The 24,955-nt window shown below is 59.5% G+C and carries 24 protein-coding genes and 2 tRNA genes; 15 read left to right on the top strand and 11 right to left on the bottom strand.

What is annotated here, in order from left to right; all coding sequences use genetic code 11:
• Window positions 1-572: 572 nt before the first annotated feature.
• Window positions 573-1,001, bottom strand: a complete 429-nt coding sequence (locus tag ACR42D_RS03010) for a Panacea domain-containing protein (RefSeq protein ID WP_484565383.1) — start codon at window positions 999-1,001, stop codon at window positions 573-575.
• A gap of 546 nt (window positions 1,002-1,547) precedes the next feature.
• Here ACR42D_RS03010 and ACR42D_RS03005 point away from each other — a divergent pair.
• Window positions 1,548-2,231 carry a DUF1847 domain-containing protein gene (locus ACR42D_RS03005; RefSeq protein WP_484565382.1) on the top strand — a complete coding sequence of 228 codons (684 nt, stop codon included), beginning with the start codon at window positions 1,548-1,550 and terminating at the stop codon, window positions 2,229-2,231.
• Window positions 2,232-2,491: 260 nt separating this feature from the next.
• Here the strand turns inward: ACR42D_RS03005 and ACR42D_RS03000 are convergent, their stop codons facing one another.
• Complete coding sequence (locus tag ACR42D_RS03000) at window positions 2,492-3,499, bottom strand: hypothetical protein (protein WP_484565381.1); 1,008 nt, start codon at window positions 3,497-3,499, stop codon at window positions 2,492-2,494.
• A 487-nt stretch (window positions 3,500-3,986) separates the two neighbouring features.
• Here ACR42D_RS03000 and ACR42D_RS02995 point away from each other — a divergent pair, with 487 nt between their 5' ends.
• The 3 genes from ACR42D_RS02995 to ACR42D_RS02985 all read left to right on the top strand — a co-directional run bounded on the left by ACR42D_RS02995 (window position 3,987) and on the right by ACR42D_RS02985 (window position 6,779).
• Window positions 3,987-4,226 (top strand): tyrosine-type recombinase/integrase, encoded by a 240-nt coding sequence (locus tag ACR42D_RS02995; protein ID WP_484565380.1) that lies wholly within the window; start codon window positions 3,987-3,989, stop codon window positions 4,224-4,226.
• 648 nt (window positions 4,227-4,874) lie between these two features.
• Window positions 4,875-6,119, top strand: a complete 1,245-nt coding sequence (locus ACR42D_RS02990) for a radical SAM protein (protein ID WP_484565379.1) — start codon at window positions 4,875-4,877, stop codon at window positions 6,117-6,119.
• Window positions 6,120-6,779: a hypothetical protein gene (locus tag ACR42D_RS02985; protein WP_484565378.1), complete on the top strand. Its 660-nt coding sequence runs from the start codon at window positions 6,120-6,122 to the stop codon at window positions 6,777-6,779.
• Between the two features lie 705 nt (window positions 6,780-7,484).
• Here the strand turns inward: ACR42D_RS02985 and ACR42D_RS02980 are convergent.
• The 3 genes from ACR42D_RS02980 to ACR42D_RS02970 all read right to left on the bottom strand — a co-directional run bounded on the left by ACR42D_RS02980 (window position 7,485) and on the right by ACR42D_RS02970 (window position 9,146).
• A tRNA-Asp gene (locus ACR42D_RS02980) sits at window positions 7,485-7,561 on the bottom strand.
• Between the two features lie 46 nt (window positions 7,562-7,607).
• Window positions 7,608-7,683, bottom strand: a tRNA-Val gene (locus ACR42D_RS02975).
• 179 nt (window positions 7,684-7,862) lie between these two features.
• Entirely contained in the window at window positions 7,863-9,146 is a 1,284-nt protein-coding gene (locus tag ACR42D_RS02970) for an RsmB/NOP family class I SAM-dependent RNA methyltransferase (protein WP_484565377.1), read from the bottom strand.
• A gap of 208 nt (window positions 9,147-9,354) precedes the next feature.
• Between ACR42D_RS02970 and ACR42D_RS02965 the strand changes: the two genes are divergently transcribed.
• The 8 genes from ACR42D_RS02965 to ACR42D_RS02930 all read left to right on the top strand — a co-directional run bounded on the left by ACR42D_RS02965 (window position 9,355) and on the right by ACR42D_RS02930 (window position 18,437).
• Window positions 9,355-11,010, top strand: coding sequence for an FG-GAP-like repeat-containing protein (locus ACR42D_RS02965; protein ID WP_484565376.1), 1,656 nt, complete (start codon window positions 9,355-9,357; stop codon window positions 11,008-11,010).
• Between the two features lie 51 nt (window positions 11,011-11,061).
• Window positions 11,062-12,069 (top strand): TRAP transporter substrate-binding protein, encoded by a 1,008-nt coding sequence (locus tag ACR42D_RS02960; protein ID WP_484565375.1) that lies wholly within the window; start codon window positions 11,062-11,064, stop codon window positions 12,067-12,069.
• 66 nt (window positions 12,070-12,135) lie between these two features.
• Window positions 12,136-12,624 (top strand): TRAP transporter small permease, encoded by a 489-nt coding sequence (locus tag ACR42D_RS02955; RefSeq protein WP_484565374.1) that lies wholly within the window; start codon window positions 12,136-12,138, stop codon window positions 12,622-12,624.
• A complete protein-coding gene (locus ACR42D_RS02950; RefSeq protein WP_484565373.1) occupies window positions 12,624-13,925 on the top strand; it encodes a TRAP transporter large permease in 1,302 nt (433 codons plus the stop codon). The genes ACR42D_RS02955 and ACR42D_RS02950 overlap by 1 nt, the downstream gene beginning before the upstream one ends.
• A 472-nt stretch (window positions 13,926-14,397) precedes the next feature.
• Window positions 14,398-16,788, top strand: a complete 2,391-nt coding sequence (locus ACR42D_RS02945) for an intermembrane phospholipid transport protein YdbH family protein (protein WP_484565372.1) — start codon at window positions 14,398-14,400, stop codon at window positions 16,786-16,788.
• Window positions 16,789-16,800: 12 nt separating this feature from the next.
• Window positions 16,801-17,010, top strand: coding sequence for a hypothetical protein (locus ACR42D_RS02940; RefSeq protein ID WP_484565371.1), 210 nt, complete (start codon window positions 16,801-16,803; stop codon window positions 17,008-17,010).
• Complete coding sequence (locus ACR42D_RS02935) at window positions 17,000-17,362, top strand: YdbL family probable chaperone protein (protein WP_484565370.1); 363 nt, start codon at window positions 17,000-17,002, stop codon at window positions 17,360-17,362. The genes ACR42D_RS02940 and ACR42D_RS02935 overlap by 11 nt, the downstream gene beginning before the upstream one ends.
• Before the next feature lie 166 nt (window positions 17,363-17,528).
• Window positions 17,529-18,437, top strand: a complete 909-nt coding sequence (locus ACR42D_RS02930) for an RluA family pseudouridine synthase (protein ID WP_484565369.1) — start codon at window positions 17,529-17,531, stop codon at window positions 18,435-18,437.
• Window positions 18,438-18,442: 5 nt separating this feature from the next.
• Here ACR42D_RS02930 and ACR42D_RS02925 read toward each other — a convergent pair whose 3' ends face one another.
• On the bottom strand, window positions 18,443-18,979 hold the full coding sequence (locus ACR42D_RS02925; protein ID WP_484565368.1) for a hypothetical protein: 537 nt from the start codon (window positions 18,977-18,979) through the stop codon (window positions 18,443-18,445).
• 9 nt (window positions 18,980-18,988) lie between these two features.
• The gene (locus ACR42D_RS02920; protein ID WP_484565367.1) at window positions 18,989-19,411 is read right to left on the bottom strand and encodes a hypothetical protein; all 423 of its coding nucleotides are present in this window, start codon (window positions 19,409-19,411) and stop codon (window positions 18,989-18,991) included.
• Between the two features lie 136 nt (window positions 19,412-19,547).
• On the opposite strand from ACR42D_RS02920, the gene ACR42D_RS02915 reads away from it, so the two are divergent.
• Entirely contained in the window at window positions 19,548-20,108 is a 561-nt protein-coding gene (locus ACR42D_RS02915; RefSeq protein ID WP_484565366.1) for a BON domain-containing protein, read from the top strand.
• 9 nt (window positions 20,109-20,117) lie between these two features.
• Complete coding sequence (locus tag ACR42D_RS02910; RefSeq protein ID WP_484565365.1) at window positions 20,118-20,630, top strand: C40 family peptidase; 513 nt, start codon at window positions 20,118-20,120, stop codon at window positions 20,628-20,630.
• Here the strand turns inward: ACR42D_RS02910 and ACR42D_RS02905 are convergent.
• The 4 genes from ACR42D_RS02905 to ACR42D_RS02890 form a co-directional block, all read right to left on the bottom strand.
• Window positions 20,627-21,958 (bottom strand): DUF697 domain-containing protein, encoded by a 1,332-nt coding sequence (locus tag ACR42D_RS02905; protein WP_484565364.1) that lies wholly within the window; start codon window positions 21,956-21,958, stop codon window positions 20,627-20,629. The genes ACR42D_RS02910 and ACR42D_RS02905 overlap by 4 nt on opposite strands.
• Before the next feature lie 101 nt (window positions 21,959-22,059).
• A complete protein-coding gene (locus ACR42D_RS02900; RefSeq protein WP_484565363.1) occupies window positions 22,060-22,548 on the bottom strand; it encodes a hypothetical protein in 489 nt (162 codons plus the stop codon).
• A 67-nt stretch (window positions 22,549-22,615) separates the two neighbouring features.
• Window positions 22,616-22,849, bottom strand: coding sequence for a hypothetical protein (locus ACR42D_RS02895; protein ID WP_484565362.1), 234 nt, complete (start codon window positions 22,847-22,849; stop codon window positions 22,616-22,618).
• A gap of 2 nt (window positions 22,850-22,851) precedes the next feature.
• Window positions 22,852-24,324, bottom strand: coding sequence for an alpha,alpha-trehalose-phosphate synthase (UDP-forming) (locus ACR42D_RS02890; protein WP_484565361.1), 1,473 nt, complete (start codon window positions 24,322-24,324; stop codon window positions 22,852-22,854).
• A gap of 210 nt (window positions 24,325-24,534) precedes the next feature.
• Here ACR42D_RS02890 and ACR42D_RS02885 point away from each other — a divergent pair, with 210 nt between their 5' ends.
• Window positions 24,535-24,795 carry a co-chaperone GroES gene (locus ACR42D_RS02885; RefSeq protein ID WP_484565360.1) on the top strand — a complete coding sequence of 87 codons (261 nt, stop codon included), beginning with the start codon at window positions 24,535-24,537 and terminating at the stop codon, window positions 24,793-24,795.
• Window positions 24,796-24,955: the final 160 nt, after the last annotated feature.

The following is a 24,955-nucleotide window of genomic DNA, read 5'->3' as shown; positions in this document are numbered from 1 at the left end:
TTTGAATACTAGAAGCGTAATCCGGCAGTTTAGGGAACTTCGGTTGGTTGGCGAGTAGGTGAGAGCCGGTAGGGGGGCACAAAAAAACCGCCGGAGCGGGTTTTTAAAACTCATACGCCCATTTTTACGTGTTTTTTTTGTCTACTGGATAAACTTCATGATTTTCGTCGAGAAAAAGAAGTTGAAAAATATTTTTATTCATTATCCCAAAGAGTCGGGGTTTATTACCTAACCCAATTTGGAAAATAGTCTCTTGGTCTAAATGAAGTTCTTTTAATCTATTTTGAGCATCTTTACTCAGTACGTCCGATGAAGAGTAAGCGTGGCAATGCCCACTCCTAGAATTAAATATTCTATGACAGCTTTTCCCCTCTAGAGACATAAGTTGATCCCTATACCTCGTCAACCGTCGGAAATCACATGGACAAAATGTCCCATCACAATCCATCCGGGAAAAGTTCCAGCCTATTGGCAAATCAAAAAAAGTTGATGGAACCTCTCCGACACCTGGCTTTTCCTCGGGGACCTCTGCGCCAGCTTTGGGCCCTTGTCTTTTATTGCGGGCCATGAAGTTATAAGGCGCTATAAAACTCGGCGATTTTGTCAATCGGGATTGGGTTATTGCAAGATTCCCCAGGCGGGCAATCGCCACGGGCCTCTTTCCAAGGTCTCTCCATATGTGTCAACTCCACCAGCCAATGAGCGGATTTATTCCCGTAAAATTCGATTACCTTGTCAACGGTTTCCTTCTGATCTTTAGTCAAATTCTCAGAATGCCCATGGGGAATACTGTCGGCTTTGAACAACCCCTTATGCTCGTGAAAAAGCCTCGGAGCAACAGGTCCATTTGCCCAAGCCTCTATCTTATCTGTAAAAATAGGATCTTCATCCCAGACAAGAGACCAGGCCAGAGAATAAAAAACGAGTTTTTGCAACTTGATAGTTGAGGTCGGCCCTCTTCTCTCCAGAATATATTGCGCAACGTCAAGACAGTTTGCCATAGCTGCTTCCCCCCTATTGACCTTTAGTTGTCGCGTCCAAAACTTTCTTTTTTTATATACGGAATGAGTTAACAGTCAAGCGCTGCCAAGTGAAACATAGTTTAAGACCTATGTGAAAGAGGAACTCTCTCCCCTCTTGAGGCACCTCCTCCACCCACCGCAATAACCTCTCTGTACTCATCCGATATGCCCTTCCATTTGAAATCGACGCCCCAATGCCCCAGCACTTCTTCACTTTTTCAGAGCCCCCATTGATCTCCCGTTTGAAATCGACAAGCCCGACCAGATAAAGCCTATTCCCTCCTCACTTCACTTTTCCGCTCATGCCACCCTCCTGTATCCGCCCTACATATATTTCTCCGTGACCGTCCGGGTCCCCGGGTATGAGTAGCAAACGAAGCCCCCCCCTATGGAGAAGCCGGTTCGCAAGAGAAGAACTATCAGCGCCGCATTACGTCCCTTGCGAAACGCGACGGACAGGGTGTACAGGGGGAAATCCGAGCAATTCGGCCTCCCTGAGAATAAACCGATACCAAAGGAATCACCATGCCCCATCCACACCCACAATGCGCAGTATGTCCCTATGAATGGTCGGAAAGGTACTGCCGCAAAGCGGGCGGCAAGGCCCCGGAGAACTGTCCTTCCATAAGAATGAAAGAGACCTTGGCCCGGGCCACGGCGGCTACCACCGCCGAAGATCTACTTCCCTTCGCCTGCGAGGCCTCCCGGCAGGAAAGTGAGGGCTATTCGGGAAGAGAACAGGGCTACGCCACCGTCGCCCCCTGCAAACCGCGCATCCAGGAGATTATCGAATTCGCCCGGCGGATGCACTACAAACGCCTGGGCCTGGCTTTTTGCGTGGGCGTGAGATTCGAGGCGGAGAAGGTCCACAGACTGTTCGAGTCCGCCGGCTTTGAAGTGGTCTCCGTGGCCTGCAAGGCGGGACGCGTCCCCAAATCCGAACTGGGCCTGACCCGCGATGAGCACGTTGACACCACTTGCGAGGTGGAGACCATGTGCAACCCGGTGTTCCAGGCCGAAGCCGTCAATGACTGCGAGGTCGATCTGAATGTCCTCATGGGGCTGTGCGTGGGGCATGACTCCCTGTTCATCATGCACGCGAAAGCCCCGGTGACCGTGCTCGCGGTCAAGGACCGCATGCTGGGACACAATCCCATGGCGGCCGTCTACCAACTGGACACGTATTACCGCTACCTCAAGGACATATAACCGGAGTTGAACGGTAATTAAAAAGGGGGCCGACATCTCTGAAAATCGCGCCCGCCCCCTCTCCACACATTGTGGCAACAACAAAAGAAAAGGACTTCAAGGCATCATCCTGAAGTCCTTTTCTTTTTCGTGGTGGAGCCGATGAGACTCGAACTTGCGGCCTTTGGCGTGACCGGAAATGAATCCGCCCGGCGCAGCTCATGGATTCAATCGGTCATTTTTACAGGAGTGCTTGGGGTATGTCAGATGATGCAAAAATTTTACATGATGCTTCTTATCATTTGTATCCGGGTTATGTCATGTGATATTGGAACCTCGTACAATGCAATATCCAGAAAATGACTTCTGTAATATGGACTGGCAAGGCTTTTGTCTAATTCTGACTGGATAGCCCCATAGCCATCTAGATTGAAATGACATAAAGTGTTATTAATCTCAGCCCACTCAGAGATCCTCACCCCATCGTCATAGGGAAAATCAGCGAAATTTTGCTTTGCCGTGCTTACATAGTGCAAAGAACTAAATGCCTTTTCAAATCTTTTGCTAACTGATTTCAGATAATCAGTTGACATCACTTCACACAATACATCCATGAGATCGCTTTTCAAGGTGCCTTTCACGATATTCAATACCGTGCTGCTGGCGAGCCAGGATGTGACATCGCGAGAATCAGCCCTTTTGTATCCGCAATCAAGCATTTTTACCGCATTATGTGCGGCAGGCGTAGCCCGCTCAATATATGATGAAGCACAATGCGGATCATCTGAAATACAATACCGAAACTGATCGCTCAATCTCCCATGCCTTTCTTTCTTTACCGTTCTCAGCAGTAGCCCTTTTTCAACAAAAGGTAACAAAAAAGCAGGATCAACAACCATTCTTCCCAGGTCTTCAGAATATTGGTCACCAGCACTCACACGCACTTGTCTCTTGAACCAAAGCGGAATATCGTCATTAATGCCGTACTCTTCTTTTATCAATCGGGTATTCAAGACACAAACGTCCATATGCCGAGGATTTACCACAAGATCCCCAAAATCCGCGATTCGGCAATTGTCAGAACATGTTCCAGTCAGGAAAACGGTCAATTCCAGCAACTTGGCATAGCTTAGGGCTATAAGAGGGGAATATTTACCATCAAAACCCCTGGATATATCGTCCAACTCGTCTTGCCTTGCAGTAATATATTCCTCGTCCAACTTCCTCGGATTCATTGTTGAATCCAGGAACTCATTGAATCGCAGCAAATCAGCAATCGACATGTCCATCGTTCACTCCGTACGCCCAGCGGAAATTCCGCTTAGCACTACTTCCACCAGTTCTTCGCCCCGGAGAAACCGCATTCGCTCGCTGGCCATCCACTGCTCCGCGTCCCTTTCGAGCAAAAGAAAGGCCGAGAGCGCACTAAAATCACCCGGCATACGCACCCGCCTCCCCATTTCGAACACCGCCAGAGAGCTCACAATGAGCAACAAGAGGACACTGGACCCAACGTATCGCATACTATGCAAAGGTTCTCCCACGCCAAAATAAGACCAAGAACGACCCCAAGTATAGCCGACAGGACTTATGTCCAGTTCAGCACAATACCCTCCCCGCACAGATTCAACCGGACAAAAGCGATCCATCGGGGATCACAAGAAAAATGGATAGCCCAACCAGCCGCGATTCCAAACTAAAGATATAAGTATTCCCGTTTAATGTGTCTGACGCTCTTCGGACAACGAAACGAAACAAGGGCACCAACTATCGTTGATGCCCTTGATCTTTCGTGGCGGAGCCGAAGGAACTCGAACCCTCTGCCTCCGGCGTAGGCAGATAATAGTCCTCTACCACGAGAATCGCCACCTCACGGCCACGGAACTGTTCCATGCCGGGCACCCGGTCTCGCTGATCCAGCGTATCCTGCGCCACAAGAACCCGAACACGACAGCCCGCTACCTGCACGAGCTTGGGCTCGACAACGCGCTCGAACAGATCGATGGGACCTTTTAGGCTGCGCCTATAAAATAGCCGCAAAAAAACAAGGCCGGGGCTAACGCCGCGGCCTTTTTATATTAGTCAACGCCAACTATCCGAATCATGTTCAACTCAAAAAATCAAAAAATGAAAAGGTGGCCGCCCCCTGGGATCGAACTCAATTTCAATTTTTTTGGGTTCAAGACCGCCGCATCGCCATTTTAAAAATGGAAAATTCATCGGGTAGATGTATCGGGTAGAGCGTTGAATAGCTCTAGAACTGAACAAGGACATTACCCTTATTGAGTAATGTCCTTGTTCTTTACTGGCGGAGCCGACGAGACTCGAACTCGCGGCCTCCGGCGTGACAGGCCAAAACTCTAACTATTTTCTACATAATTTCGAATAGTTATACAAGCTATATGCTCGATTAAGCAACGGGTTGCATGTCGTATTTACGGCCACTCGCGACTACAGACACATCTTAGCGCCCCACCAAAGGAAGTCATCCCCTCTTAAGCAGTATTGGATGAACCTTCCATGCAATCGCATAGCTCCCCCCTTCAACTGCTAGCCCTATTCATTTGAACAAGCATCGATTTTGGCCTACAAAGGGCTGTCAACGTAGGCATACTAGCAACGCTCCAATTGGACGCCCACTACACCTCTAGGCAGCTAATGAATATGGGAATATTTATCACCCCAGAATGGCCGTATTGCTCATACCCAATAGCAATTGAACCATATCACATTTGTAATTATGGATGTAAATATTGTTTCACCAAGCACAAGGAATCATGGCACAACAAAGCAAAGAAGCGCAAAGAAAGAGGATTTGACGCATCAAAAGATGTATTTGATATCAGTACAGTAGAAAAACTCATCCATGGGTTTGAACCAACAAATAGAGATTCGCGATCGCTGAAATATTTTTTAGATCGAAGGATCGCCGTACAGATTGGTGCACAAACAGAGCCATGTGGAATATTAGAACAAAAATACAAATCAACTCTCAATTTAATTAAATTATTTCGAACTGGAGGGAATAACTATCCAATTAGAATAAGCACGAAAGGTTTAGAATTAGGCAAAGAAGAATACCTAGAGGCACTAGAAAGTTATTCAAAAGCCTCAGTGCTAATTTCATTGATTTCAATGGATTCAGCTACGTTAAAGTTAATTGAACCGTTAACTCCATCACCTGAGGAAAGGCTAAATCTCGGCCTTGCGCTATCGCATACCAAAGTAAATCTTGGCTTGCGACTAAGACCGATTATTCCAAATTTTTCAGAAAAGACTTTTGGGGCATTATTAGAAAAGGCCAAAGAGTATGGCTTCCAATGGGTGACAGTTGAATGGTTGCGAGTCCCAAGGACTTTAACCATACAAACAAAGGCGAATTACGATCATATTTCAGAGGCGATCGGCTTTGACGTAATTGAATACTACCACAACAATAGCGACTTAAAACATAACAGAAACGGATACTTACGATTAAACCAACAAGTAACACAAAAGACATATGAGCAATTAGTAAAACTGTGCAAGAAATACCGCTTAGACATTTCGTCTTGCAATAAAGATTTCCGTGAATATGAAACTAGCACTCCGAACTGCTGTGGCCTACCATTATCTGATAAATCGTGGAGCAGAATGCAAATAAGCTATGCCGTTCATGTGGCTAAAGAAAATGGGATCGTTACATTTTCTGATATTTGCAACGAAGACTCACCTCTAAATTTCATAATCAATAGGGACAATTGCAAAAGAAACGTTTACGACACAACCTACGCTGAATCCCTGAAGAACATTTGGAGCAACGAATCGCATAGATTTTATCCAGCCAGTTTCTTCCCTGAACTATCCTTTCTATCGATAGACACAAATGGTGATCACATTTTTAAATATGAACCAATTTTGGAGGCCTAAATGAAACAATTTCTGAGGTTTCAAATATCAGGACTCACTTGTATTTTTTGGATTTTTATGTACTACCTGCCTTGTGTAAAATGGGAACTAGTCAGCCTAAAAGGGTTAGAAACAGTTATCCCTGTTTTAGCAGTCGCAGTCACATTGGCATTACCCCTAGGCACAATAATACACCAACTATCGATTTCAATACTCAGTCCGTTTAGATCACGTAGGTTTGTTTACAAAAGAAGGCATTCCCTAGACGAACTCAAAAGCTTTTCCCCCTTAGTTCTTCCAATCACAAATTCAAACAATCAATACAAAATGGCAATTGCTCAGTCATATATAATTGATAGCAGCAATTCTGGAACTGCAAAAATCAACATTCAAGAATTGCGATCAGAAATCAGCGCCAGATACTCATACTACTATGTTAGAGTTGATAATGGGTTAATTGCCCCAATAATCTCATTAATCGCATTTTTAATTTCAATTATTATGTTTATAGAAAGAAATTGTCCATTTATTGTTGCCCCGTCTTTACCGACTTATATCATTTTTGCATTTACTTTTATATTTATGTTAGGAATGTTATTTTACGTTCCAACTCTATTAAATGAAATCGATGATCTAGAACGTTTTCTAATTCGCTACGTCAAAAGACACGACCTTTACTAGACAATTAGGTATACCCTAGTGTCCTCAGGACAAGGCACGGACATTTGAGTTGACTTCCCACCCTTTTGACCTCAGGGGTGCTGGCATCTCAAACCCTAATGTCCCTAGCGAGGTGCCTATGTCCACTACCTTTGCCTACTGCCGAGCCTCGACCACCGACCAAAGCCCACAAATCCAGATAGCGCAATCAAACGCGCCTACCCTACCACTGTCATGCGAGAAGAAAAGGCCATTGCTACCACCAATGGACGGCTAGTGCTGAAACTCCTGTTTGAGACGATCGGCAACGGAGACAAGCTGGCAGTCTGGAAATTGGACAGGCTCACCCGTAACATGCGCGTCTTTGCGACCTCGAAGACGTGCTTGAAATAAAGATGCCGCCTTTAAGGTGCTCAATCAGCGCAGAGACACAGGCACAGCGAGTGGGAAGACTCCCATGGAGTGCTCGGAGTCTTTGCCAAGTTGAAACGAACCTAGGCACGGCAACTGGCTGGGATTGCAAAAGCTAAAAGGGCAGGGAAGTGCAAGGGCAGAAAGCCGAGCTTCAGTGTCTAAACTCTTAGCGGCAGAACGGAGCAAAACCAAGACAGCTAACAAAGGGGATGTAGCCTGAAAACGATTCAGGGACGGATTTACGTCCGCCTGTTGGAAATAGCAAAAGAAAAAGGATGTTAGATAATCATCTAACATCCTAGTTCTTTCAAGTGGCGGAGCCGACGAGACTCGAACTCGCGGCCTCCGGCGTGACAGGCCGGCGTTATAACCAGCTTAACTACGGCTCCGCACTTTTATGATAAAGGGTGTTAAGCATACCCTCTATTTCAAAGATGGTGGGCGCGACAGGGCTCGAACCTGTGACCCTCGGCTTGTAAGGCCGATGCTCTCCCAGCTGAGCTACGCGCCCGCAGGAAGAGAGCTTTTAGCTTGGCAGGCACCGCTTGTCAACCACTTTCGGCAGTGGCGGCGCGCTCTTGTCCAAGCACCCATCCGCGTTCAGCGAAGGGCATACTGCCCACACGCCTCTCTTTTGTCAACGCTTTTTGACAAAAAATTTACGCCATTCAATACGCTGAAATTATTTGACTATTTTGCAGACCACAAAAGACGTCCGCCCTTTCTGGCCAGCCAGCCCACGGGCAAGCCCCGATAATACAGGCCCACGCTGCCCCTGCCCTGCCCGAACGGCACGCTCTGGCCGGTGAACAGACGCTCCAGGATCGCCGTGTCGTCCGCGTCGAGCACGTCGCAGGCGGCCCGTGACGGGTCCTCCGGAAGCAGTACCCGGGCCAGGGGCGCGGGAGTGAACTTGGCCCGGTCGCCCCTGCCCGCCGACTTGCCCAGGGGGAACCCCTGCCAGCGCAGGCCCGGAGGCACCAGGTCCAGAGCCCTTTGGTGCAGGAAGAACGCCTTGCCGCCGAAATCGTAGACCTCGCCGGGCGGCAGCCGGGTCAGGTCGAGCAGGTCGCCGCCGACCATCTTCGCCAGGTCCAGCCGGTTGCCCGGCAGGTCCGTATTTTGCGCACCCGCGCCGGAGGTTGCGCTTTCGCCGCCCTTCTTCACGAACCGGGCCAGGAAGAATCCCTGGCCGTCCGAGTCCTCGGCCACGCGCAGGACACCGTCCATGCCGGGCATGTGCGGGGGCTCGAAAACAAACCCCTCGGGCTCGGCGAGGGGCATGAGCTCCAGGTCGAGGGTCTCCAGGGCCCATGCAACCTGCTCCTCGTTCTCCTCGATATTAGTGGTGCAGGTGGAGTACAGGACCGTGCCGCCGGGACGCAGGAGGGACGCCGCCTTTTCCAGGAGCGTCTTTTGCAGGGAGACCAGCGGGGCCGTCTTGGAACCGGACCAGACCTCCATTACCTTGGGATTCTTGTCCACGGTGCCCCAGCCGCTGCACGGCGGGTCCAGCTGGATGTGGCCCCAAGCGCCGTCCGCAAAGGGCAGATCCTGGGCCATGGCCTTGGCCGTGGCCGCGTTGACCGAGCCGGTGCGCCGTAGGTTGGCGCGCAGGGTGCCCAGCCGGTCGGCCGAAGGCTCGGACGCGAACACGAACCCCTGCGGTCCCACCATGCGGGCGAGCAGGCTCGTCTTGCTGCCCGGCGCGGAGCACATGTCCAGGACGTCGGCCCCGGCCGGCGGGTTCAGGGCCAGCGGCGGCAGCATGGAGGAACGGTCCTGTATATAGATGAGGCCGAACCGGGCGGCCAGACTTTCACCGAGAGGAAACGGCTCATGGATCAGCCTGCGGGCAAAAGCGTAGAACGGCTCGGGTCCGAAATCGAATCCCTGCGCGCGCAGCAGCCCTTCCACCACCGGGACGGCCGGTTCGTCGCAGACCAGCCTGAAGGTGCGTCCGAATTGGGTCATGTACTCTCCCTGGGCGGCCCGGACACCGGACCGTCACCATGCCGTCCGGCCCGTCCGCCGACGGCAGCAATAGCGGCTATCCCCCGCCGTATCAACTGTCTTCGCCCTTTGCATCCGGTCAGGAAACTGGTACAAGGGGCTCCCGTGCGAGACCGCACGTCCACACATGCCACAAAACAAGGTTATCACCTACCTTCCGGAGGAATACATGGCAAGAAGACCTGTCATCACCGTCTTGATCGCCCTTGCGGCGACCCTGCTCCTGGCCCTCCCGGCCATGGCCCAAGGGAACAAGACCTATGCGGTCCTCCCGTTCGTCTACAACGGGCCCCAGAAATACGAATACTTTTCCAAGGCCGTCCAGGCCAGCCTGGAGAACGACCTGGAATGGCTCGGCCACGTCGAGCCCACCACCAAGAGCCTGCAGTCCGTGGGCGTGCCCAACGACAAGGGCGCGGCCCTGTCCGCCCTGCGCAGCCTGGGCGTGGACTATATTATGTACGGCGAGATCGCCATTCTCGGCAGCAAGGCGCACATGCGCATTGACGCCGTCTCGGCCGACGGCAACTCCTGGCAGAAAAAGGGCGAAGTGGGCATCGACGAGATGACCAGCTGGCTGGACGCCCAGGCCAAGCTCCTGCAGGGCGACGTGTTCAACCGCCCGGGCTACGGCTCGGTCGAGGAGAAGAAGGCCGAACAGGCCCCGGTCCAGACCGCGGCCCCCACCAACAGCCCGTTCATTACCGGCGACGGGCAGCCCTTCCAGTCGGCCGCCCTCAACCCGCAGTTCCGCTATGAAGGCGGCACCGAGACCACCGGCCGCTGGAGGAGCCAGACCCTGCCCTTCTACTCCTTCGGCATGTACATCGCCGACGGCGACGGCGACGGCCGCAACGAAATCTTCATCCTCCAGGAATCGGCCCTCGCGGCCTTCCGTTTCAAGGATGGCAAGCTCCAGCACCTGAACACCTTCGAACTGCCCGCCAACGTCATGAGCGTCCGCCTCGAGATCGCGGACCTGAACCGCGACGGCATGCCCGAGTTCATCATCGGCGCCTACCGGTTCCAGAACCAGGGCGGCGTCCGCGCCCCGCGCGGCAATCCCCAGTCCTGCATTCTCTCCTTCGAGGGCGGCAAATTCAAATACGTGGTCGAAAAGGTGGACCGGTTCCTCGGCGTGATGCGCATTCCGCCGACCTACATGCCGATCCTGGTGGCCCAGAAAAAAGGCCAGCGCGACCTGTTCGACAAGCACGTCTACGAAGCCTTTATCAAGGGCAACGACGTCGAGTTCGGCCAGACCATCCCGGTGCCGCCCTTCGGCAATGTCTACAACATGACCTATCTGCCCGACGGCCTGGGCTACAAGTGCGTGGTCATCAACAACAGCCACAAGCTGGTGGTCTACAGCCAGTCCTTCGAGCGCCTCTACGAGAGCGACGAGACCTACAACAGCTCCGGCGTGGTCATCGAGACCGCGGACAAGATGCTCGGCATGGGCGGCGGCCCCACCGAGGAGCACGGCGTCACCTACAACATCCCCATCCGCGGGCTGACCGCGCCGCTGACCTCGAACAAGCGCTACGAGATGCTGGTCAACCGCGACCTGTCGGCCACGGCCCAGGTGTTCAAGAACTATAAATACTACACCCAGGGCGAGATCCACTCGCTGGTCTACGACCAGGTGGGCCTGAACCTGGCCTGGAAGACCCGGCGCATCAAGGGCCAGGTCGCGGACGTGGCCCTGGCCGACCTGAACAACGACGGCAACAAGCAGCTGTGCGTGCTGGTCAACACCTTTACGGGCTACGGCTACGGCAACCGCAGGACCCTGGTCCTGGCCTACGATCTAAACGTCCAATAGGGGAACGGCCGACCGGCCGTTCCCAACCATACGCATTTCAAGGAGAGAGTGATGCGAAAAACGATGACCGCGCTGGCCGTGAGCCTGGCCCTGACCTGCCTCATGGCGGCCTCGGCCCTGGCCGGGACCATGGTGACCTACGCCAACTTCCCGCCCGCCAAGACCTTCCCCTGCGTCCAGATGGAGCGGTGGAAGACCGAAGTCGAGAAGCGCACCGGCGGGGCTCTGACCGTCCAGACCTTCCCCGGCTCCACCCTGCTCGGTCCCAAGAACATGCTGCGCGGCGTGCAGACCGGCCAGGCAGACATCGGCTGCATCTCCACCGCGTACTACCCCGGCGTGTTCCCGTTCATGGACGTGGTCAACCTGCCCGTGGCCTTCACCTCCTCCGAGGCGGCCAGCCTGACCATGTGGGATCTCTTCCAGCAGTACGGCCCCGAGGAGTTCAAGGACGTCAAGGTCCTGGCCGTGTTCACCTCGCCCCCGTCCCAGATCATGAGCAACACCCCGGTGAAGACCCTGGCCGACTTCAACGGCCTGCCGCTGCGCGCCTCGGGCACCATCCTGCGGGTTTTGAGCGGCCTGGGCGCACAGGGCGTGGGCATGCCCATGTCCGAGACCCCCGAGGCCCTGCAGAAGGGCGTGGTCAAAGGGCTTGTCTCCTCCTTCGACGTGCTCAAGGACTTCAACTTCGCCGACATCTGCCGCTATGAGACCATCACCAACCTGCCGGTCTACCCCTTTGTGGTGATCATGAACAAGGCCAGGTGGGCGTCCCTGCCCGCCGACGTCAAGAAGGTTCTGGACGGCCTCTCCCGCGAGCAGGCTCAGTGGACCGGCCGGTACGTGGACGACCACATCAAGGAAGCCCTGGCCTGGTCCAAGGAAAAGTACCAGGTGCAGGTCTTTGAGCTGACCGACGAAGAACACGCCCGGATCAAGGCGCTCGGCGAGCCGCTGGTCGACGACTGGAAGGCTGCCGGCACCAAGGCGGGCATCGACGTGGACGCTGTCCTGGCCGACATGCTCGCCCTCAAGGCCAAATACGAAGGCATGTAACGGAACCGCAATAGCGCCTCCGTCCCTGAGCGGATGGAGGCGTTTTTTCTTTTCGGGTGGGTCATGATGGATTTTCTTGATAAGGCGAGTGAACTGGTCACCAGGCTCCTGACCTGTCTGGCCGGGCTGTTCCTGGTGGCCATGATGGTCCTGGGCTGCGTCAATATGGTCATGCGCGGGGTCTTCAACAATCCGGTGCCGGGAACCTTCGAACTCATGGGCTACCTCGGCGCGGTGGTGGCCGCCTTTTCCCTGGCGTTCGCCCAGCGGCGCAAGGCGCACATCGCCGTGGGCATCCTGCTCACGCGATTCCCGGCCTGGTTCCGCAGGCTGGCCGACGCCGCGACCAACGCGCTGTCCTGCGGCTTCTTCCTGCTGGCGGGTATCGAGACCTGGAAATGGGCGGCCTTCCTGGTCCAGACCGGCGAGGTCTCCGAGACCCTGCAGATCATCTACCATCCCTTCGTGTTCGCCTCGGCCGTCGGGTGCCTCGCCCTGGCCTTCGTCCTGGCCGTGGACACGCTCAAGGCCCTGACCCGGGAGAAGGTGGCGTAATGGATCCGATCACCGCCGGTATCCTCGGCACCCTCCTGCTCCTGGTCTCCATCTTTCTGTTCCGCATCCCCGTGGCCTTCGCCATGGGCATCATCGGGTTTGGCGGTTTCGCCTACGTGCTCAACTGGAACGCGGCCACCGGCATGCTCGGCACCGAGCTGTGGAACGTCTTTTCCAACTACGGGCTGACCGTCATCCCCCTGTTCATCCTCATGGGCCAGATCTGCTTCTACTCGGGCGTGAACGAGCGGCTGTACAAGTCCGCCTACGCCTGGATGGGCCAGATCCGGGGCGGCATCGCCATGACCACGGTCCTGGCCTGCGCCGGGTTCGCGGCCATCTGCGGGTCCAACTCGGCCACGGCCGCGACCATGTCCACCGTGGCCCTGCCCGAGATGCGCAAGTTCAAGTACAACCCGATCCTGTCCACGGGCTCGGTGGCAGCGGGCGCGACGCTGGGCGTGGTCATCCCGCCGTCCGTGGTCCTGATCATCATCGGCCTGCAGACCAGCCAGTCCATCGCCCAGCTGTTCGTGGGCGGCATGGTCCCCGGCGTGCTGCTGACCGCGCTGTTCCTGGGGACCATCTGGTATCTGTGCCGACGCCACCCGGACTGGGGCCCGGCCGGTCCCAAGACCACCTTCAACGAGAAGCTGCGCTCCCTGCCCGGCTCCATCGAGATGGTCACCCTGTTCTTCCTGGTCATGGGCGGCCTGTTCATGGGGCTGTTCACCCCCACCGAGGCGGGCGCGGCGGGCGCGGCCCTGGCCCTGCTCATCGCCATGGTCTCGGGCAAGATGAGCGTGGAGAAATTCCGCCTGGCCGTCAGCGACACCCTGAAAATCTCCTCCATGATCATGGTCATCATGCTCGGCGCGGTCATTTTCGGACGCTTCCTGGCCATCACCCGGCTGCCCTTCGAGGCCGCCGGCTGGGTGGCCGCGCTGCCCATCCCGCCTGTGGTCATCATCATGGTCATCTGCCTGATCTACGTGGTCGGCGGCATGGTCATGGACGCGCTGGCCCTGCTGCTGGTGACCATCCCCATCTTCTTCCCGGTGGTCACGGCCATGGGCTACGACCCCATCTGGTTCGGCGTGCTCATCACCGTGGTCACCACGCTGGGGGCCATCACCCCGCCGGTGGGCGTCAACCTGTTCATCGTCGCCTCCATGGCGCACGACGTATCCATGACCGACGCCTTTAAGGGGGTTGCGTATTTTGTGGCCGCCTACGTTGTCTGTGTGGGATTGCTGCTGGCGGTTCCTCAGTTGGTGACGTTCCTACCAAGCCTCATGTAAAAGCGGGCGGCCACAAGTGGAAGGCGGCTTCCGATAGCGGGCCATCTGCACATTTTTTCCGGCCGCGCCAATCCTCACGTAGACGGCTACGCTGCGGTTGTCGCGGCCGGAAGAAAATGCACAGCTGACCCACTCTCGAAAGCCTTGTGCGAGCGCGGGGGAAAGAGCCGCTGTCGGCTGCTGCGCACCCGAATCGCTCCAAAGACAAAACTGGACCTCCGACTCGCTGACAAGTCGGAGGTCTTTTGGTTGTGCACCACCTCCCCGCGAAGCGGCGATAAGACGTTTAGGAAAGGATGAGGATGGGGGGCCGAGGGAAGGGGGAGGAAAAGCCCTTTTCAAAGGGTTTTCCTCCCCCTTCCCCCGGCCGATCACTGCTGTCCTCATCCGTAAGGCTCGAATACTCGCCAACGGCTGGAGGCCCGGAGGCATTCCCTTGCCAATGGGGGACCGGGGCTTGTATGGGTAATGCATGGCGAAATCCCTTGGCAAAACAATCCTGAAGTGGACCGTGCTGGTCGCGCCGTGGCTGTTGGCGGCGGTCTTGGCCGCGGGCTGGTGGCTGACGGTGTGGACGCCGGGGTATCTGGAGCGGCTGGTGCCGGAATTGGCGGCGGACATGGGGTTGCGGCTGACCGAGTTTCATGTGCGCAACGCGGGGTTGTTTTCAGCGGACATAGGGCCGGTGCGGCTGGGGGACGGGGCGGGCGCGCTGACCCTGGCCAACGTGCACGTCAGCTACACTCCGGCCTCGCTCAAGGCCGGGCGGGTCGATGCGGTCCGGCTGGACGGGCTGCATCTGGCCTGCTCCTTTGACGGCGAACAGTTCCGGCTGCCGGTGCTGGACATGCTGCCCGCGTCCGAAGACGGCGACGAAGCGACGGAAGGCGCGGCGATTCCGGCCCTGCCGCTGGACAGGCTGACCCTGCACGGCGCGGTCCTGGACTGCGAGATCATGGGCCGGGCCGTGTCCGTGCCCGTGGATGCCGAGATCACGCCGGGCGGGACCGTGTCGTTTACCGCCGAACTGGCACCGCGCGACCAGGCCGTGCATGTGGAGGGGGTCCTGGGACCAAGCCTGGACGACCTGTCGCTCACGGTCCATGCGGACGCGCTTGAGGTGGGCGCGTTCAGCGATTTTCTGCCCGTGCCGCTGGAGGCGACCGCCGCCGTGACGGCCACCGGCGAGGTGAACCTGGCCGATCCGGCGGGCGCGGTCGCCGAGTTTTCCCTGGCCCTGTCCGGGTGCGACCTGCGCGCCCTGGGCGTGGATCTGGCCGAAGGCGCGGTGGTCGGGATCAAAGGGCGGCTTAAGGAGCGGGAGGTCCGCTTCTCCATGGACCGCGTGGCCTTGGCCGAGCCGTATCCGGCGTCGCTGGCCATCCCGGCGGGCAGCCTCGGGACGGATGAGTTGTCCGCGCAGTTCTCCGTGGCCGGAGCCGGGGTGGAAATGGGCGGCCGGTTCGACGCCCTGCGCAAGGAGGACAGCGGCGGCTTGTGGGACGTGTCCTTCACGGCGGCCAACCCGAACAAGCTGACGGTCCGAACTGCGGGCCGGACCATCAAGCTCAACGGCTTCATCTTTTCCATGCAGGGAACGGCGGGCGCGGAATCGGCGGACGTGGTCCTGAACTGCGGCACACGGGGCACGGGGCTGCCGGGAAGCGGATTCACCTCCGGCCCCATGCGGCTGACCCTGCCGCTCCAATGGCCCGCGCCCAAGACGAACAGGCAGGGGGAAATCAGCCTGTCCGGGCTCAGACTGGACCAGCGCCGACTCGGCAACGTCCGGGCCCGAGTGCGCCAGGAGGGCACGGACCTGGCCTTTGGCGGGACGCTCTACACCGAACTGCTGCCCGGCCTGCGGGTGCCTTTTTCCGGGCGGTCCTCCATGGTCCGCAACGAATCGGACGTGACCTTCAAGGTGGCCGGTTACGCCCTGCCCGAAGGGTTCGCCCCGGCCACCCTCGCGCCCGCGCTCAAGGGCGTGGCCCTGACCGGCACGCTGCGCGCGGACGGCGGCATCACGGTGAACGAGCGCGGCGTGGACAGCAGGCTCGGGGTCTTCCTGACCCGGGGCAGGCTGACCATGAACGAGGGGAACACGGTCGTTGACGGCATCGATCTGGCCTACTACACCCCGGACCTGTTCACCCTGCGCAGCGCCCCGGCCCAGGCCCTGTCCTTCGACTCGATCAAGGCGGGCGACATCGCCCTGACCAAGGGACGGGTGGTGTACCAGCTGGAGTCCATGGGATCCATCCTGGTGGAGCAGGCCGGATTCGACTGGTGCGGCGGGCACGTGTCGAGCAAGGCCTTCCGCATCGAGCCCGAGTCCAACGAGTACGCGGTCACCCTGTTCTGTTCCGAGCTCAGGCTTTCGGAGATACTGGGACAGCTTGGGCTGGCCAAGGCCGAGGGCGAGGCCGCGCTGTCTGGCGAGCTGCCCGTGACCTGGAAGAACGGGAAAATTTCGTTCAACGGCGGATTTTTGCACTCCACGCCGGGCGAGGGCGGGACCATCCGGGTGGAGGCCATGCAGGACCTGGTGGACGCCATCCCCGAGGGCACGCCCGAGCGCGGCCAGCTGGAACTGGCCCGGGAGGCGGTCCGGGACTTCGACTACAAGTGGGTGCGCATCAAGGCGGACACCGTGGGCGAGGACCTGCTGGTGCGGCTTTCCGTGGACGGCAAGCCCGCCTCGACTTTGCCCTTCGTGTACAAGCGGGAGTTCGGCGGGTTCATCCGCGTGACCGGCGACGTCAAGGGCTCCAACTTCCAGGGCTTGCGCCTGGACGTGAATTTCAGCGTACCGCTGGACCGGATTTTGCTGTATAAAGACATCACACGCATGATCGAATAGGGAGAACATGCCATGAAACACTATGTAGCCGCGACGGCCTGCCTCCTGCTGCTCTTCGCCTTGGGCTGTTCCACCAGCCACAAGGTGGAGGTGGCCCCGGTTGAGGTCAAGCCCATCCACATCACCATCGACGTGAACGTCCGGGTCGACCGGGCTCTGGACGATTTCTTCTCCGACGTCGACGAAGCCCCAGCCGCACCGGAGGCGACCAATGCGCAATAAGACACGACTCGTCCTCATATTCACCCTTGTCCTCGGGCTGGCGGCCAGCGCCGCCCTGGCCGGTCCCCTCAAGGACCGGTTCATCGCCCGCAAGCCCGCCGTGGCCGCGCTTCTGGCCGACGGTACCGTGGGCGAGAACAACCAGGGCTATCTCGAATTCCGGGGCCCGCAGAAACAGGCCGATGTGGTGGCCGCCGAGAACAAGGACCGGGCCACGGTCTACGCGGCCATCGCCAAGAAGACCAACACCACCCCGGACCTTGTGGGCCAGCGCCGGGCATCCCAGATAGCCCAGCAGGCCCCGTCCGGCACCTGGCTGCAAAATCCCGACGGCACCTGGCGCAAAAAATAACCACCCCACAACTCTCCGCCCCTCCCCCCCCCTTCGCGAAGCGACCCAAAAAGTTTAGGAAGGAAAGGGGGATGGGGGTCCGGGGGAAGGGGGAAAGGGAACCCTTTTCTCAAAGGGTTCCCTTTCCCCCTTCCCCCGGCCGCCGGAGGCACCCTCCACCACCATCATGCCGGAAACACAATTCGTTATCGTCACGCAGGCCGAGTCGGGCCAGAAGCTGTTGCAGTTTTTGGAGCGGCGTCTGACCGGCGACGTGCCGCGCTCGGCCATCCAGAAATGGATCCGCACGGGTCAGGTGCGCGTGGACAAGGGCCGCAAGAAGCCTTTTGACCGCATCGAGGCCGGGCAGACCGTGCGCATTCCGCCGTACACGCCCGGCGAATCCAAACAGGTGTCCGAAGCGGGCGGCCTGAAGGTGGCCTATGAGGACGCGGACCTGCTGGCCGTGGCCAAGCCCGCCGGATTGGCGGCCCATGGCGGCGACGGGGTGACCGACTCGGTCACGGCGCGACTGCGGGCCCTGTACCGCGACGCCGCGTTCATGCCCACCCTGGCCCACCGTTTGGACCGCGACACATCCGGGCTGCTGCTGGCGGCCAAGAGCTACGAGGCCCTGCGCGAGTTGAACGACCTGTTCGCGTCCAACGGCGTGGCCAAGGTCTACCTGGCCTGGGTCGAGGGACGGTGGGACGAGCCGGACGGCGCGATGCTGGAAGACGCCATGGAGAAACGCGGCGCACCGGGCAGGGAAAAGGTCCGCACCGGGTCGGGCAAGACGGCGCTGGCGCGGGTCACCGCGCTCAAGACGGGCCGGGAACGGTCATTGCTGGCCGTGCGGCTGCTGACCGGGCGCACGCACCAGATCCGGGTGCAACTCGCCTCGCGCGGGCATCCGGTGGTCGGCGACAGAAAGTACGGCAAGGGCGGGCAGCGCGCGTCGTGCACGAGCATGCGTCTGCACTGCTACGCGCTGCACGCCGGAGAGCGGACCATCAGCCTGGAACCGACCTGGTCCGGCGGCTGGGAGGTCGACCGGGAGGCGCTGCAAAAGGCGCTGGGCCTGCTCTTCGACTGAGGCGGCTACCAGTCGACGGAGATTTCCTGTTCGGCCCGGCGGTCGAACTCGGCCACCTCGTCCAGATGGGCGGCCATGTACGCGTCGTTGTCCACCGATCCGTCGCACTCGCCTTCGGGGCGGGGGCCGAACTTGACCGTGGAGACCACGTCGCTGTCCAGGGAGACCACGTAGGCCCGGACCAGCTGGCACAGGCGCGGCAGCCAGGAGGTCTGGGGCGGGTACGCCTTGATCCCGGCCTCGGGGGCCTCGATGGTCCGGCCGATGAGGTCCTCGAATTTGGTCCGGTCCATGCTGGAGACCAGGACCGAGGTGCCGTCTTCGGCGCGGTAGAGCCAACCCTCGATGGTCGCGCCCATGAAGTCGCGGTGCACGCGCTTTTCGTATTCGAGGTCCGGGCTGAGCGTGACGGTCACGACGTTGCCGGTGTCGGTCCGGGTAAAGCTGACCACGTTGCCCCGGCGGTCCTCGGCCAGCGGGCCCCTGGCGGCGCAGGCGGTCAGGAGGAGCAGGAGCGGGATGAGCGAAAGCAGGCGTTTCATGGTCTTCTCCTATTTCCAGCCGATGACGTCGTAGCCCTTTTCGCGCAGGCACCGTTCGACGAAATTCTTGTGGATGGTTGTCGGGTCGCCGGACTTGAACCCTTCGTTGACCGCGCTTCCGGCCGCGGCGGCCCCGCCCGTTGCGGCGGCGGCCCGGCCCACGCCGTTGCCCATGATCGCCCCGAAGACCGCCCCGGCGGCCGCGCCGACGGCCCCGGACTTGGCCACGGTTCCGGCGGCCGCGCCCGTGTCCGTGGCGTTGGCCCCGGCGGCCTCGGCCTTCATGATGCAGTCGTCGATGTCGGCCTGGGCCACCTGCATGCCCACCTCGTCCATGTGCGCGTTGGGATAGAGCACGGGCCGCTTGGGACCGCAGCCCGCCAGGATCAGCCCCGCCAGAAAGAACATGAGAATGTACCGGATTCGTTGCATCGCGCCACCTCCAATGGCAGTACGCGGAGTATGAGTAAATACGCGCACCGGGTCAATGGGGTCCGGCCGCCGATGTTGCCACCGGGCCGCAAAACCGGTATATAGAGATACTCTAGAAAAACTCAGGGGGAGTTTCATGCAGCGCAACAGACTGATATTATCGATCCTTATGCTCCTGGCCTTGGGCCTGTTCGCCAACGGCTGCACGGCCTACAACGTGGCCGTGGAGGAGCGCTCCGTAGGCGACTACGCCAACGACGAAAAGATAACCTTCCTCATCGAGAAGGACTTTTTGGCGGACGATCTGGTCAAGTACATGGACTTCGACGCGTCGAGCTACGAAGGGCTGGTCTACATCGTGGGCGAATACGAGTCCCGCGCCCAGGTGGACCGGGCCGTGCAGATCGCCAAGGCCGTTGAGGGCGTGCGCTCGGTGACCACCTACCTGCTGCCCAAGAAGGCCAACGACACCTGCGGCACCACCGACAATCTGGAACTCTACGCCAAGGTCAAGAACCTGCTTGTGCAGGACAAGGACATCTGGTCCACCAACGTGGAGATCAAGACCGTGCAGTGCAACGTTGTCCTGCTCGGCATCGTCGGCTCCTCCGCCGAACGGGACAAGATCATCAATCACGCCAAGTCCGTGGGCGGCGTACGTTCGGTCAAGTCCTTCCTGCGGATCAAGCGCGGCTAGACGGCGGTCATGCGGCAGGGCAGGACAAGCGGACTTTTTCCCGCGCTCGGGCTTGCGGCCTGCGCGCTCCTGCTCTGCGCCTGCGCCGCGACCGCCCCGGTCCGGCCGCCGCAGCCCGAGGCTCCGGTCCGGCCCGCGCCCGCCGCGCCCGTGGCCGTTAAGGTCATCCGGCTGGCCCGCTCGCTGGTCGGCACCCCGTACAAATGGGGCGGGTACTCGCCCGGGACCGGCTTCGACTGCTCCGGGTTCATCTGGTACGTCTACCACCAGAACGGGGTCGACCTGCCGCGCATATCCTGGCAGCAACTCGGCGCGGGCAGCCCGGTCCAGCGCAGCGACATCCGGCCCGGCGACCTGGTCTTCCACCAGGTGGACAAGGACGGCAAGTCGCTGCACGTGGGCATCGTCACCGAGCGGGGCACGTTCGTGCACTCCCCCAGCTCCGGCAGCCGGGTCATGGAATCGAGCCTCAATTCGCCCTTCTGGTCGGAACATTATATGAGCGCGCGGCGCGTGCTCTAGCCGTCTTCCGGCGTATCCTTCGGCTTCCTTTTACGGCGCAGCAGGGTGTCGCGCACCGAGCGCACGCCCTCTTCCACGGACTTGCCCGTGGAACGCAGCGCGCCCCTGGCCGTACCGGCCGCGCCCGTCACGGCTCCCCCGGCCTTCCTGGCCAGCCGACCGGCCCCGTCCGCCGCATCGCGGACCTTGCGGGCCGAACGCTTGGCCGCCCCGGCCGTGCCGTCCACGACCCGGTCCAGGGCCCGGTCCACGCCGTTCACCACCGAGCGGGCGGAGTCCGAAACACCGCGCCCGATGTCCTTTGCCCCACGTCCCACGCTCTTGGCCCCGTTGCCCACGGCCCCGGCCGCGCCGGACACGCCGCGCCCCACGCTCCCGGCGGCCCCGGTCACGCCCTTGCCCATGGAGGTGAAGGCCTTTTTGGCCCCGCCCTTGACCGCCCGGGAAGAGCCCTTGACCAGCAGCCTGGTCACCTGGGCCACGGTCTCGCCCGAAATGGACATGAACATGCCCGCCGCCTCCAGGGTGGCCGAGCGGCGCATGGCCCCGCGCCTGTCCAGGTCCAGGCTCATGTAGTTGCGGGCCACGATGCCGCAGCGCATGGCCAGCAGGGCATTGGTCGAGCCGCTCAGGACCGAGCTGGTCACGGTGGAGGCCACGGCCTCGGCGCCGGGCATGACCCCCAGGGCCGATCCGGCCACCAGCGGACCCATGAGTTCGTGGATGTATTCCTCGATGCCGAACTCCTCGATGGAGCCCGCCAGAAACGAGGTCGCCGCGATGTTCACGTACAGGTTGACCAGCTCGCGGTAGTGCGGCCGCTGGGCATAGAGCTTGGAGATACGCCAGGCCAGGCGCGAGATGAGGAACAGGACCACCAGGGAGTCGAGCCGCCCGTTCTGGGATATGGCCGAGCCGATGAAGACCCGCTTGGCCGTACTGCGTATCTCCTCGTCGGCCCGTTTGCGCAGGACCTCGAGGCCGAGCTCCAGGCCCGATTCGTCGCGCACGTCAACGCCCGAATCCTTGAGCACGCGGTTTCTGGACAGCCGCTTGACCAGCTCTCGGCGGAACCCGGCCAGCTCCTCGGGCGTGGGATCGGCGTGGACCAGCAGCGGCCTGGGCCGGACCAGGACCAGGGACAGCCACCAGGCCAGGGAGGCGAGGACCACGCCCAGCAGTCCCCAGAAGACCCAGGGGACCAGGGCCGGGTTGATGCGCCCGGCGAAATCGGCCAGCCCGGCGACGCAGTCGTACAGGAATGCGAGAAACGCGCCCAGGATGATGATCCCGGCAATGGTCAGGAAATTCTTCATCTGTTTCGACATGGGTTCCTCCCCGCAGAGGATAAGCACGGACCGGGCAAAGGCAAATGGAAGAAAAGGCCGCCCCGGGCGGGACGGCCTGGAATAAGGCGATCAGGGAGCCGCTATTCCTTGGGGATCAGCGGCTTGTAGTACATGCCGATCTTGATGCGGTCGGTGGCGAACTGGCTCTTGAGCTTGACCTTGAGGTCGTCGGTCTCCCAGCGGTACTCGTCCCAGCCGTCCGACTGCTTGTGGTCGGGCAACCCGTAGGAGTCCATGAGGGTGGCCACCACCTGCTTGACGTCCTGGGCCTTGGCGATCTCCACCAGCACGGTGTAGAGCCTGCCCTCCAAAAATCCGTAGGTCACGTTCGCGCCCTGGACGTTGAACACCCCGCACGGCTCGGCCTTAATCACCTTGTAGTATTTCACCCCGGCCACGGTGTGGGAGTAGGTGATCTCCTCCACGGCGGAGATGGCCGCGCCCCAGGGGATGGCCTTGCACTCCTCCACGGCGGGCGGAGCGGAAGCCTCCGGAGCGGTCGCGGCCCCAGCGGCGGAGGCCAGGATCAGGGTCAGCATCAGGGCCGGGATCAAAATGCGGGTCTTCAAGTCGGGCTCCTTGTTCACGGTTCCATTATACGCATATGCATACTTTTTCCGAAAGGGCCACCGGCTGTCAACCGTTGGTTTTGGTCCCCTTGTAGGTGAAGGCCTTCCTGTCCATGGTGTAGTGGCTCCCCCGGTCGATGCCCACGGCGCGGCCGCAGGGGCAGAACACCTTGCCGTCCCGCTCCTCCATGTTCCAGACCTTGTCGATGCGGTCCTTGTGGCAACGGTGCACCTCGCCCTGGCCTATCTTTTGGTAGCGCCAGAGCTTGCGGCGGCAGTCGGCGCACTTGAGAACGAGCACGGCTAGACCCGGTTGAAGTGCACGGTGTCCGCCTCGGGGAAATCGTCCAGCGACTTGGCGATGCCCGCGCGCAGAAAGGAGTCCACCCAGCGGAAGATGTTGCTGCGCCGGATCTGCTCGCGCAGCCGGGTCATGTGCGCCTTGCGCTCCTCCAGCGGCCAGTACAGGGCGCGGTGCAGCGCCTTGGCGATGCCCTCCACGTCGTACGGGTTGACCAGGTAGGCGTGGCGCTGGAGCTGGGCCGCTGCCCCGGCGAATTCGCTCAGGACCAGGACCCCGTCGCCCTTGTTGTTGCAGGCGCAGTATTCCTTGGCCACCAGGTTCATGCCGTCGCGAAGCGGCGTGACCAGCCCCACGTCGGCCGCCGCGTAATAGGCCACCAGGTCCTCGTGCGGCAGGCTGCGGTAATGATAATGGACCGGCACCCAGCCCGGAAACGAAAACTCGCCGTTGACCCGGCCCACCAGTTGCTCGATCTCGGTGCGCAGTTCTTTGTACTCGTCCACCTCCTCGCGGCTGGGCACCGCGATCTGGATGAAATTCACCTTGCCCTTGAGGTCGGGATAGCGGCGCAGCAGGGTCTGGATGGAGCGGATGCGCTCGGGGATGCCCTTGGTGTAGTCCAGTCGGTCCACGCCGAGGATGATCTTGCGGTGCCTCAGCGCCTCCTTGAGATCATAGGCCTTCTGGACCACGTCGGGCTTGCCCGCCATCTCCGAGAACTGGGCGTAGTCGATGGAGATGGGGAACGCCCCGGCCCGGAACGAGCGGTTGCCCATGTTCACGGTCACCACCGCGCCGCGCCCCTCCACCTTGGCCTCGGGCATGAGTCGGTGCAGGCTGCCCACGAAGTTGCGCCGGTCCTGGACCGTCTGGAAGCCGACCAGGTCGAACTCGGTCAGGGCCTGGATCAGCTTGGACCGCCACGGCAGCTTCATGAAGATGTCCGGCGGCGGAAAGGGAATGTGCAGGAAGAACCCGGTGTTGCGCCGCACGCCCATGGACTTGAGGAAAAAGGCCTGGTGCATGAGGTGGTAGTCCTGGATCCAGATGTAGTCCTCGGGCGAGGAGCGCCGGGCCACGGCCTCGGCGAACTTGAAATTCACGTCCAGGTAGGTGCGCCAGTAGCGGGGATGAAAACGGCAGCGGCTCTGCAAGTCGTGGAACAGCGGCCAGATGATCTCGTTGGAAAAGCCGTAGTAGTAGCCGTCCACTTCCTCCTCGGTCAGGGGCACGGTGCACAGTTCGTACCCGGCCTCCTCGGTGAAGTCGTCCATCAGCCCGTCCAGGTCGGCCTCGGTATCCGTGGCCCCGGACCAGCCGATCCACATGCCGCCCCGGTTCTTGAGCACCGGGGCCATGGCCGTGACCAGCCCGCCCGAGCCCTGTTTGATCTTCCAGCCGTCCTCTTCCTTGTGAAGGGCGACCGGAAGGCGATTGGAGACCACCACCAGCCGTTTTAGCGCGGGTTCCATCCTGAATTTTCTCCTGTTTTCTCGGTTATTCGGTTTTTTTCTATCTATAGCACTACCTCGCATCGGTGGGGATTTCAACCGCGTCACCCAAACGGTCCGGAAAAATATCCGCCCGGGCTGTTGACACCGCCCGCACCGTACTTATCTCTTGGCCCAGTCGATAAACACGCCGCCACTGCTTGCGGTGAAGACAGCATAAGGAGACTTTTCATGGGTTTGAAACCGCTCAATGACCGCGTCATCGTCCAGAGGAAGGAAGAAGAGGAAAAGACCGCCGGGGGCATCTACATCCCGGATTCCGCCAAGGAAAAGCCCCAGAACGGCGTCGTCGTGGCCGCCGGCCCCGAGTGCAAGACCGTCAAGGAAAACGACATCGTCCTGTTCGCCAAGTACGCGGGCAGCGAATTCAGCATGGACGGCGACGAGCTGATTATCATGCGAGAAGACGACATCCTCGGCGTCTTCGCCTAAAGCCGCCCATAAAGGCCCGATTGCTTCGTTGCTGCAAAAGAATCAAACCCTCGCGTAGAAAGACTACGCTTCGGCCTTGATTCTTTTTTGCGCCTCGCACTCGAACCTTTCTGGACGGTTTTGCGAAGCTGACTACAATCACTGACAACCACTTTTCATA

Origin of the sequence: Pseudodesulfovibrio sp. lm2024 (assembly GCF_051175575.1) — a bacterium.
Lineage (GTDB): Bacteria > Desulfobacterota > Desulfovibrionia > Desulfovibrionales > Desulfovibrionaceae > Pseudodesulfovibrio > Pseudodesulfovibrio caledoniensis.
The sequence above is the reverse complement of the archived record's forward strand: the minus strand, read 5'-3'. Positions and strand labels throughout refer to the sequence as shown.

Coding starts and splice junctions, on each gene's coding strand:
- ACR42D_RS03010 (WP_484565383.1), bottom strand. CDS start 1,001: ATGGCAAACTGTCTTGACGTTGCGCAATATATTCTGGAGAGAAGAGGG.
- ACR42D_RS03005 (WP_484565382.1), top strand. CDS start 1,548: ATGCCCCATCCACACCCACAATGCGCAGTATGTCCCTATGAATGGTCG.
- ACR42D_RS03000 (WP_484565381.1), bottom strand. CDS start 3,499: ATGGACATGTCGATTGCTGATTTGCTGCGATTCAATGAGTTCCTGGAT.
- ACR42D_RS02995 (WP_484565380.1), top strand. CDS start 3,987: ATGCCCTTGATCTTTCGTGGCGGAGCCGAAGGAACTCGAACCCTCTGC.
- ACR42D_RS02990 (WP_484565379.1), top strand. CDS start 4,875: ATGGGAATATTTATCACCCCAGAATGGCCGTATTGCTCATACCCAATA.
- ACR42D_RS02985 (WP_484565378.1), top strand. CDS start 6,120: ATGAAACAATTTCTGAGGTTTCAAATATCAGGACTCACTTGTATTTTT.
- ACR42D_RS02970 (WP_484565377.1), bottom strand. CDS start 9,146: ATGACCCAATTCGGACGCACCTTCAGGCTGGTCTGCGACGAACCGGCC.
- ACR42D_RS02965 (WP_484565376.1), top strand. CDS start 9,355: ATGGCAAGAAGACCTGTCATCACCGTCTTGATCGCCCTTGCGGCGACC.
- ACR42D_RS02960 (WP_484565375.1), top strand. CDS start 11,062: ATGCGAAAAACGATGACCGCGCTGGCCGTGAGCCTGGCCCTGACCTGC.
- ACR42D_RS02955 (WP_484565374.1), top strand. CDS start 12,136: ATGGATTTTCTTGATAAGGCGAGTGAACTGGTCACCAGGCTCCTGACC.
- ACR42D_RS02950 (WP_484565373.1), top strand. CDS start 12,624: ATGGATCCGATCACCGCCGGTATCCTCGGCACCCTCCTGCTCCTGGTC.
- ACR42D_RS02945 (WP_484565372.1), top strand. CDS start 14,398: ATGGCGAAATCCCTTGGCAAAACAATCCTGAAGTGGACCGTGCTGGTC.
- ACR42D_RS02940 (WP_484565371.1), top strand. CDS start 16,801: ATGAAACACTATGTAGCCGCGACGGCCTGCCTCCTGCTGCTCTTCGCC.
- ACR42D_RS02935 (WP_484565370.1), top strand. CDS start 17,000: ATGCGCAATAAGACACGACTCGTCCTCATATTCACCCTTGTCCTCGGG.
- ACR42D_RS02930 (WP_484565369.1), top strand. CDS start 17,529: ATGCCGGAAACACAATTCGTTATCGTCACGCAGGCCGAGTCGGGCCAG.
- ACR42D_RS02925 (WP_484565368.1), bottom strand. CDS start 18,979: ATGAAACGCCTGCTTTCGCTCATCCCGCTCCTGCTCCTCCTGACCGCC.
- ACR42D_RS02920 (WP_484565367.1), bottom strand. CDS start 19,411: ATGCAACGAATCCGGTACATTCTCATGTTCTTTCTGGCGGGGCTGATC.
- ACR42D_RS02915 (WP_484565366.1), top strand. CDS start 19,548: ATGCAGCGCAACAGACTGATATTATCGATCCTTATGCTCCTGGCCTTG.
- ACR42D_RS02910 (WP_484565365.1), top strand. CDS start 20,118: ATGCGGCAGGGCAGGACAAGCGGACTTTTTCCCGCGCTCGGGCTTGCG.
- ACR42D_RS02905 (WP_484565364.1), bottom strand. CDS start 21,958: ATGTCGAAACAGATGAAGAATTTCCTGACCATTGCCGGGATCATCATC.
- ACR42D_RS02890 (WP_484565361.1), bottom strand. CDS start 24,324: ATGGAACCCGCGCTAAAACGGCTGGTGGTGGTCTCCAATCGCCTTCCG.
- ACR42D_RS02885 (WP_484565360.1), top strand. CDS start 24,535: ATGGGTTTGAAACCGCTCAATGACCGCGTCATCGTCCAGAGGAAGGAA.